Source organism: Noviherbaspirillum denitrificans (genome assembly GCF_002211445.1).
GTDB lineage: Bacteria > Pseudomonadota > Gammaproteobacteria > Burkholderiales > Burkholderiaceae_D > Noviherbaspirillum > Noviherbaspirillum denitrificans.
Window position 1 is genome coordinate 2,728,553 of the sequence record NZ_LSTO01000001.1, and the last position, 5,703, is coordinate 2,734,255.

The window sequence follows — 5,703 nt, forward strand, 5'->3', positions numbered from 1 at the left end:
GAAAGGCGACATCTCCGCAAACACACCGATGCGTCCCGGTGATGTCCTCATTATTCCGGAAAGTTTCTTCTGATCACTACTTAGCAGCCGGCTGAGCCGGCTGCCTGTCCAGGAGCTCATGGATGTGCCGGGCGGGGATCGCATAAGTGATGCCGCTTGGTTGTGTCAGGGCGGCCTCCTTTGTTCCTTTCACCGCTACCTTGTTGATGATGCCGAGTACTTCACCGGTGGCCGGATCGTAAAGCGGACTGCCGCTGCTGCCCGGATATGCCGTTCCATCAAGCTGGAATACCTTGTACGGCGCGCTGCGCAGTTGTGCAATCATTTTCGGATTTAGGATCTGGGATGTCGGCGCAGGATCGACAACCGGTGTGATTGCGGCGACCAAGGCGCGGTGGGTGACATGGTGGAAGCCCAAGATCATTCCTAGCGGAAAGCCGGTAAACACCAAGGAATGACCCTCCAGAACCGAGTCGGAGTTTCCCAGCTTTAGTGTTGGCAGCGGTGTTCCGGCGATGCGAAGTTGCGCGAGGTCGCGTTCACGGTCGGTATTGACGATGGTTGCAGAACGCATGTCGGCCGCTGCCTGGTTGCTGCTGGTCAATACGCCGAGCAATTCAGACCCATCGTCAATACCCGGTTGCTTTACGACATGGGCATTGGTGATCACAGTCAGGCCATCACCCACGACAAACCCGGTGCCAATGAAGAGGATGGGGGGCGTACGTCCCTTTTTCAAAGTTGCAATGCCGACGACTGCGGGTTTGACTTTGGCAATCGTGCCAGGCAAATCTTCGGCCCTGACAGATAGGGAACATGCTGCGAAAGCAAGTGACAGGCAGGCAAGGCCGATGGGCGGAAGTCTCATGAAGGCTCAAATGTGATGCAAAGATATTATCTTCAAGTCTATAATGAAATTTCCGCTGGTTGATAGGCAGAATGATCGAGACTCTCGCGATATAGGCCCACATGTCCTGTCGGAAAATTTTACATCTACTCCGTTTTTCTATTGCCGCCGAATAAGTTTTGTTGATCGTTGTCAGTAACGTATTGATTCCTATGCGTTAATTTGAAATGATCCAGGAGTGGAACAGCTTTTGCTAACAGGTGTGCATGACTGAGCGGCACCGCCGCCATCAATCAACCAACGTGCAGTGGAGCGTTACATGACCCCGAACGGTCAGCAAAACGAGAGCAGTGACGAGAAGGTTTCCAGCCTCGCTGAAAAGGGACTGGAAAATGCCGGCCGTCGGCGTTTTGCGCGGACTGGCCTTGCTGCTTCGGGCATCATTGCTACATTGACGAGCCGTCCGGTTCTCGGGACGGTGTGCAAGAGCCCGTCCGGCTTTGTGTCGGGTAACCTGAGCCGCCCGGGCGACAATTGTGTCTGTGCTGGCCGTTCGCCGGGGTATTGGAAAAACCATGATAACTGGCCGATCCCCAATCGAACAACGGTCAAGTTTAGGAGCGTATTTACGGTGCCGGCATCTTCACCGTATTACACGGTGACCATGCTCACGCTGCTCAATCCGCAGGGTTTCGACAAGTACAACCTCGGCATGCACCTTGTTGCCGCCTACCTGAACTACAAGGCGGGTTGGAGTCCGTTCTTGGACACGGCCACGCTTCAGGCTATGTGGAACGAGCTACGTTCGAAAGGGTACTTCACACCAACCGCCGGAGTGAAATGGACTCCTGAACAGGTTGTTGACTACATCAAGCAGACCTTCGCCTTCTAAGTCCTGCGGTATTAGAGGCGCCGGTTTTTTTACTGCCGCCTAACTCCATCCATCATGCAATGGCGCATCATCGACGAAAACGCTCTCCAGCTGAGATTCTGGGATGGCGAATTCGTCGTCTACAACGCGCTGTCCGGCGACATCCACGTCCTCGATGAACGTGCTGCGCACATTCTCCAGGCACTCCAACAGGCGCCTGCCGATGTGCTATCTTTGGTGCAACGTTTTGCCATCGAATGGCAATGTGAGCCAAGTGACGATTTGCAGCAAGAAATCGAGATGACCGTGTCCGACATGCATGCGCTTGCCCTGGTCGAGCGCGCCTGAACTTGACCTTATCTTCCCTATCGCCGACGGAGCTTCAGCTCCGCATGGAAGGGCCCGGGCTTTACCTGCGTACGGGCGCCTTCGTCACGCATGTGCGTAGCGCGATCCGCTCCGTCGCTGCAGGTATCGGGCTGCTGTACGCCGACTATCCGCTGGCGGAGGAGGACTTCGCCGATTTCCATGTCAGTCTCGACCGGCCGGCAAACCTGCGCCGCTGGTACCGGCCGCAGGTGCTCTTCCACTTCGATGGCAAGTCGCCATTCAAGCCACTGCCGTTGGAGCAGGCTTTTCCGATGTTCGAATGGGGGCTCAACTGGTGCGTGTCGGCCCATGTCTATCGCTACCTCATCATTCACGCGGCCGTCGTTGAACGCGGCGGACGGGCTGCCGTGCTGCCGGCGCCGCCGGGTTCGGGCAAGAGCACGTTGTGCGCTGCGCTCGTCAGTCGCGGATGGCGGCTTTTGTCGGATGAACTGACCCTGATCGGGATCGATGACGGCAAGATCCATCCGCTGCCGCGCCCGGTAAGCCTGAAGAACGCGTCCATCGACATCATCAAGGCCTATGTGCCGGGCTCGGTCTTCAGCCCGACCGTGATGGATACGACGAAAGGCTCGGTCGCGCACATGAAGCCGACTGCCGATAGCGTGCGGCGCGTCCATGAAAAAGCGCGTCCCGGGTGGGTGATCTTCCCGCAGTACCAGCCGGATGCGGCACCGGAACTGCTGGATTTGCCGCGTTCGCGTGCGCTGCTGCGCGTCGCTGAAAATGCATTCAATTTCAATGCGCTGGGCACCCGCGGCTTCGAGGTGCTGGCGGATACCATCGACGCTTCGCTGTGCTTCGAATTCACCTACAGCCGGCTCGACGATGCGGTGGCTGTCTTTGACTCGCTTGAAGCGGAGGCGCGCGCCGCATTATGAACGAGCACATCGTCCAGCGCGCTTTCTGCGAGCCGTCATCGGTGAAGGCGCTCAAGCTTTCCGACTGGGATTTGCTGATCCGCCAGGCGCGGCGTGCCAATGTCTTGACCGGCCTCGCCGCGGTGCTGGAGGAACACGGCTTGCTCGATGCCGTGCCGCCGCAGCCGCGCGAGCATCTCGACTGGGCGCGCATCGGCGCCGAACGTCATTCGCAGGCGGTGCACTGGGAAGTCGGCCATATCGTGAAAGCGCTGGCCGGGCTCGACATTCCAGTGATGCTCCTGAAAGGCGCCGCTTACGTGTTTGCCGGCCTGCCGGCGGGACGTGGACGCATCTTCAACGACATCGATATACTGGTGCCGGAGGCCAGCCTCGGGGCGGTTGAGGCGGAGCTGATGCTGCACGGATGGGTGAGCCTGCACACCGACGCTTACGACCAGCGCTACTACCGGACCTGGATGCACGAGCTGCCGCCGATGCAGCATGTGAAGCGCCAGACGGTGATCGACGTGCACCACGCAATTGTGCCGAAAACGGCGCCCATGCATCCCGATTCCGCATTGCTGCTGGAAGCGGCGCTCCCCGTTGGCGGAAAACTGACGGTGCTGGCGCCGCACGACATGGTGCTGCACAGCGCGGTGCACCTGTTTAACGACGGTGAATTCGACAACGGCCTGCGCGACCTGGTGGACCTGCATCGCTTGCTGACGCACTTCGGACAGTCGCCCGAATTCTGGACCGGGCTGGTGCCGCGGGCACTTCGCCTGCAGCTGGAACGGCCATTGTTCTACGCACTGCGCTATACGAGCCGGATGCTGGATACGCAGATTCCCGCCGATGTGATGGCTGCCGCCGACGCCGGGCGACCGGAAGGGCGGCTGCTGGCGCTGATGGACAGCCTCTTCATGCGTGCGCTGGCGCCGGACCACGTGAGTTGCACCGATTCTTTCACCGCCACCGCCAAGGAACTTCTCTACATCCGCGCGAACTGGCTGCGCATGCCGCCCCTCCTGCTTGCGCGCCACCTGTTCCACAAGGCCTTCATTTCGCCGCGCGAAAAGTAGTCACTCGCCGGGTTGGCGCATCCAGCGTTTGAGTCCCCATCCGCCCAGCACAATCAGCAGCAATGTCAGTGCGGCCAGCGCAATCGACCCCGGTCCGGGCGTGGTGAGCGCGGTCACGATCTGTTCGAGGAATAGCGCGATCGCGAGCGTGCCCGGCGTCATACCCAGCACATTCCCGAGGAGGAAATCGCGGAATCGGATGTGCGAGGCACCGATCACGAGGTTGACCACCGCGAACGGCGCGGCCGGCACCAGGCGTATGGCGGCTACTGCGAGCAGGCCGCGTCCCGCGAGCCGGCGGCTCAGCATGTTCATCCGTTCTCCGGCCAGGCCTTCGACAACTTCACGCCCCAGCAACCTGCCCATCCAATAACTTCCCGCGCCGCCAATGCTCGCGCCGGCGATGGTGCAGATAAAGCCTTCGACAGGACCGAACGCGACGATGGTCACCAGGGTCAGGAAGCTCAGCGGGACGACCGCAATGCAGGCGGCGGCAAAGGCTGCGACGGCAGCGGCGAGGCCGAAGCGCGTACCGGCGGACTGCATGAGGGAAACGATGCGCTCGAGGTCGAGCCAGTCGCGCAAGGGCGTCCATTTCCATGCGACCGCGAGGGCGATGAGCACTACGAGGAGCAATGCGAGTGCCTTCAGTCGCCGGTGCAATCCGGCGAGCTCCTTGTGTTTCACGCCGCGCCCTCAAGGCGGGAGGCGATAGCGGCCGCGAGGTCGCCAACGTTGTCGGGTTCGAACATGGAACCGTGCAGGCCGCGCACCTGGAGTTCGGACAGGCGGCTGCCCATCAGCGTGCGCCAGGCGCGGAACAGCCAGCGGTCCCAGCTTGCCAGCCCGGACGAGATGATGAGGTGCGCCGGCACCTCCGCGCTGCAGGGGCGGTAGGCGCCCAGTGCCTCGACCTGCGCCACCAGTCCCGCGTCGTTGAACATGGCGCCGAGGCGGCGGCCGTTCATGCTCAGGTCGTGCATGCGCAGCAGGCGGGTCAGCCAGCCGAGTGTGCGCCAGGGGATGGTCTTGCGCAGCACGAAGCCGGGATAGATGGTGTCGATCAGGAACAGGCCATGCACATCGATACCGCGCTGCTGCAGCACGCGCGAGGTTTCGAGCGCGGCAATGCCGCCGACCGAGAACCCTGCGATGTAACGCGGGCCGTCGCCGCGCGCCTCAATGCGGTCGGCGTACAGCTCGGCAAGGCGGTCGATGGAATGGTCTGCCTTGTCTTCCGGCGGCTGCAGCATGTGCACGTCGTAGGTGTTGCCTAGCGCATTGGCGAGGTTCTGGAAGCGCAGCAGGTCGCCGTGCCCGGATGCCGCGAGGTAAATCGGGATGCCGCCTTGCCGCGGCCCAAGCGAAATCAGGGTGCGCGGTGCGTTGGCTTCCTGTTCCAGCGCGATGGCGAGCTGTTCCACGGTCGGATGCTCGGCCAGCATCTGCAGCGAGACCGGGACCCCGAGTTTCGCTTCCACCGCGAGCGCGATTTCGATGGCCGCCAGCGAATCACCGCCGGCCTCGAAGAAGTTGTTGCGCACCGACAGCGGTCGGCGTTGCAGGATGTCTTCCCACACCGCGAGCAGCGTTGACTCGGTGGCGTTGCGCGGCGGGCGCGCGACAAGCGGCTCGGCGAGGCGGTCGTCC

At 61.4% G+C, this 5,703-nt stretch carries 7 protein-coding genes; 4 read left to right on the top strand and 3 right to left on the bottom strand.

Annotation, left to right across the window (positions count from 1 at the left end; translation table 11 throughout):
* Positions 1-76 precede the first annotated feature (76 nt).
* Positions 77-868, bottom strand: coding sequence for a S1 family peptidase (locus tag AYR66_RS13270; RefSeq protein ID WP_088707868.1), 792 nt, complete (start codon positions 866-868; stop codon positions 77-79).
* A gap of 298 nt (positions 869-1,166) precedes the next feature.
* Between AYR66_RS13270 and AYR66_RS28385 the strand changes: the two genes are divergently transcribed.
* The 4 genes from AYR66_RS28385 to AYR66_RS13290 are packed head-to-tail and all read left to right on the top strand — an operon-like array spanning position 1,167 to position 4,053.
* Positions 1,167-1,739 carry a hypothetical protein gene (locus tag AYR66_RS28385; protein WP_141104071.1) on the top strand — a complete coding sequence of 191 codons (573 nt, stop codon included), beginning with the start codon at positions 1,167-1,169 and terminating at the stop codon, positions 1,737-1,739.
* Positions 1,740-1,793: 54 nt separating this feature from the next.
* On the top strand, positions 1,794-2,066 hold the full coding sequence (locus AYR66_RS13280) for an HPr-rel-A system PqqD family peptide chaperone (protein WP_088707870.1): 273 nt from the start codon (positions 1,794-1,796) through the stop codon (positions 2,064-2,066).
* 44 nt (positions 2,067-2,110) lie between these two features.
* A complete protein-coding gene (locus tag AYR66_RS13285) occupies positions 2,111-2,989 on the top strand; it encodes an HprK-related kinase A (protein ID WP_088707871.1) in 879 nt (292 codons plus the stop codon).
* Positions 2,986-4,053 carry a nucleotidyltransferase domain-containing protein gene (locus AYR66_RS13290; RefSeq protein WP_088707872.1) on the top strand — a complete coding sequence of 356 codons (1,068 nt, stop codon included), beginning with the start codon at positions 2,986-2,988 and terminating at the stop codon, positions 4,051-4,053. Before AYR66_RS13285 ends, AYR66_RS13290 begins: the two co-directional genes overlap by 4 nt.
* Here AYR66_RS13290 and AYR66_RS13295 read toward each other — a convergent pair whose 3' ends face one another.
* Both AYR66_RS13295 and AYR66_RS13300 read right to left on the bottom strand, forming a co-directional pair.
* Complete coding sequence (locus AYR66_RS13295; protein ID WP_088707873.1) at positions 4,054-4,740, bottom strand: TVP38/TMEM64 family protein; 687 nt, start codon at positions 4,738-4,740, stop codon at positions 4,054-4,056.
* A partial coding sequence (locus AYR66_RS13300; protein ID WP_206047166.1) for a thioesterase domain-containing protein occupies positions 4,737-5,703 on the bottom strand: 967 nt, incomplete at its 5' end. The genes AYR66_RS13300 and AYR66_RS13295, both read right to left, overlap by 4 nt.

Bases quoted from the DNA above. Each gene is read 5' to 3' on its own strand.
- AYR66_RS13280 (WP_088707870.1), top strand. From the start codon at position 1,794: ATGCAATGGCGCATCATCGACGAAAACGCTCTCCAGCTGAGATTCTGG.
- AYR66_RS13270 (WP_088707868.1), bottom strand. From the start codon at position 868: ATGAGACTTCCGCCCATCGGCCTTGCCTGCCTGTCACTTGCTTTCGCA.
- AYR66_RS28385 (WP_141104071.1), top strand. From the start codon at position 1,167: ATGACCCCGAACGGTCAGCAAAACGAGAGCAGTGACGAGAAGGTTTCC.
- AYR66_RS13285 (WP_088707871.1), top strand. From the start codon at position 2,111: ATGGAAGGGCCCGGGCTTTACCTGCGTACGGGCGCCTTCGTCACGCAT.
- AYR66_RS13290 (WP_088707872.1), top strand. From the start codon at position 2,986: ATGAACGAGCACATCGTCCAGCGCGCTTTCTGCGAGCCGTCATCGGTG.